Source organism: Collinsella sp. AM31-2AC, from assembly GCF_003469285.1.
GTDB classification, from domain to species: domain Bacteria; phylum Actinomycetota; class Coriobacteriia; order Coriobacteriales; family Coriobacteriaceae; genus Collinsella; species Collinsella aerofaciens_AT.
This window is the reverse complement of record NZ_QSJB01000039.1, coordinates 1-2,163: the sequence shown is the minus strand read 5'-3', so window position 1 is coordinate 2,163 and position 2,163 is coordinate 1. Positions and strand designations below refer to the sequence as shown.

The following is a 2,163-nucleotide window of genomic DNA, read 5'->3' as shown; positions in this document are numbered from 1 at the left end:
CTGATCGAGGACACCCTCGAGCACGTCCTGGAGGACGCCACCGGCGTCGACCAGGTCAAGCTGATCCCCTGCGGCGGCGGCGACCCGATCGCGGCCTCCCGCGAGCAGTGGAACGACGGCTCCAACACCCTGTGCGTCGAGCCCGGCAAGATCTGCGTCTACGCGCGCAACACCGTCACCAACGACGTGCTGTACAAGGAGGGCCTGGACCTTCTCGTCGTGCCCTCCGCCGAGCTCTCCCGCGGCCGCGGCGGCCCGCGTTGCATGAGCATGCCCTTCTGGCGCGAGGACCTCTAAGGTTTTCAAAGACCCGTACAGGTCTTACTACAAACATCTAGCTGCCATTAGATGTCTCCCATTGGGGCGGTGCGGATCTTTCGCACCGCCCCATTCATGTTTAATGACGCTAAATGAAGATCAGATAAGGTGGCCATGGATATCAAGACAATCGGTGTTGAGGAATGGCTCAACGTTTGGGAGAAGAGTGCTACCTGGGATATCGCTCAGTCGACGATCTCGTCGCTGACCATGGGCGAGCTTCGCGCACTTGACGAGCAGGACGGTGCTACGTTCTACGAGCGCCTGGATCGCGAGAAGATGAATTACGGCTGGATCGAGGGTTCGCCGGAGTTTAAGGCCGAAGTCGCCAAGCTGTATCGTCGCGAGGTCAATCCCGATCACATTTTGCAGACCAACGGCTGCACGGGCGCGAACCTCAACGCCATCATGGCCGTGGTCGAGCCCGGCGACCATGTGATTGCCGAGTGGCCCACCTATGCGCCGCTCTATGAGATTCCGCGTACGCTCGGTGCCGAGGTCGAGTATTGGGAGCTTCGCGAGGAGCTCGGCTGGAAGCCCGATATCGAACAGCTCAAGCACCTCGTTCACCCCAACACCAAGCTCATCTGCATCAATAACGCATCGAACCCCATCGGTACGGTGCTCGATGCCGATACGCTCGGCCAGATTGCCGAGATCGCCCGTTCGGTGGGCGCCTATGTGCTGTGCGACGAGGTGTATCTGCCGCTCGAGAACACCGAGTCCTTTATGTCGATGGCCGACGTGTACGAGAAGGCCATTGTCACCAACTCGGTGTCCAAGACCTATTCGACGCCTGCGGCCCGCGTGGGCTGGGTCGTGGCCGACGAAGAGGTGTCCAACCGCATCCGCACCTATCGTGACTACACCATGATCTGCGGCGGCGTGTTCAACGACGCTCTGGCGACCTACGTGCTCGAGCACAGGGATAAGATCCTTGGGCGCAACCGTAAGATCGTGTTTGGCAACCGTGATATCGCTCAGGCATGGATCGATACGCAGCATCGTGTCTCCTGGACGGCCCCGCAGGGCGTGTCCACCTCGTTTATCCAACTGGATATTCCCGAGGACGACGAGGAGTTCTGCAAGCGCCTGTTGGCCGAGAGGGGAGTGCTGCTGGTTCCCGGTAGCCGCTTCGAGCTTCCCTGCGGCGCGCGCTTGGGCTACTGCGCGAGCGAAGGCGTTCTCCGCGAGGGCCTGAGGCTTCTGGGCGAGGCGCTGGCCGAGTTCGATCGCTAGCCCCTTGAGGCTTTCGAGGGCCTAAACCTTTCTGGGCCCTAGATATACCGAATGCAGACCCGCTCCCTTGGGGGCGGGTCTGTTTGTCTTTACCGCCGAAAAAATCAACTTGTTACAAATGGAGGCGCAAAGCAGACGGTGTATTCGATGGGCCTTATACTGAGCTTCCGGTGAACGGTATCCAACGTCTGGTAAACGGTAGCCTGTTTGCCAAAAATGAATAGGACGAACTTTTTTCTGAATAAAAATCAAAATGGTTGAGACGTAGCAAGAATTGCGAATTCTATTCATACCTTTGCGTGAAATATGCAAATCGAGGGTGGTTTAAGAAAGATTAGTTCCAATTGATTTTTCGGTTAAAAAGGCATTTAAGCACGTAAATACACTTTATTAAGTCAAAGTGTACCATGCGTGAAGTATATGTGTATGCCGTTCACCCCTCATATAAAACCGTTCGGGGGCAAGGTGGAAGTATGGGCTGATTTTGGATATAAATATGTCGTCAGCAATAACGCCTCACACGGAGGGGCGCTAACGAATCGGCCCCGACAAGGGCCCGAAAGAAAGGTAGGAGGCCATGACGAAAGGTCTGCACGTGCCTTCCGA

General features: G+C 56.8%; 2 protein-coding genes. Both read left to right on the top strand.

Features of this window, described 5'->3' with window-relative positions; translation table 11 throughout:
* Window positions 1-297, top strand: a 297-nt coding sequence (locus tag DW796_RS10255; protein WP_233539727.1) for an arginine deiminase family protein, incomplete at its 5' end; no start/stop codon positions are given.
* Window positions 298-432: 135 nt separating this feature from the next.
* Entirely contained in the window at window positions 433-1,557 is a 1,125-nt protein-coding gene (locus DW796_RS10250; protein ID WP_118095248.1) for an aminotransferase, read from the top strand.
* Window positions 1,558-2,163 lie beyond the last annotated feature (606 nt).

Excerpts from the sequence above, each read along its gene's own strand:
- DW796_RS10250 (WP_118095248.1), top strand. The coding sequence starts at position 433 with ATGGATATCAAGACAATCGGTGTTGAGGAATGGCTCAACGTTTGGGAG.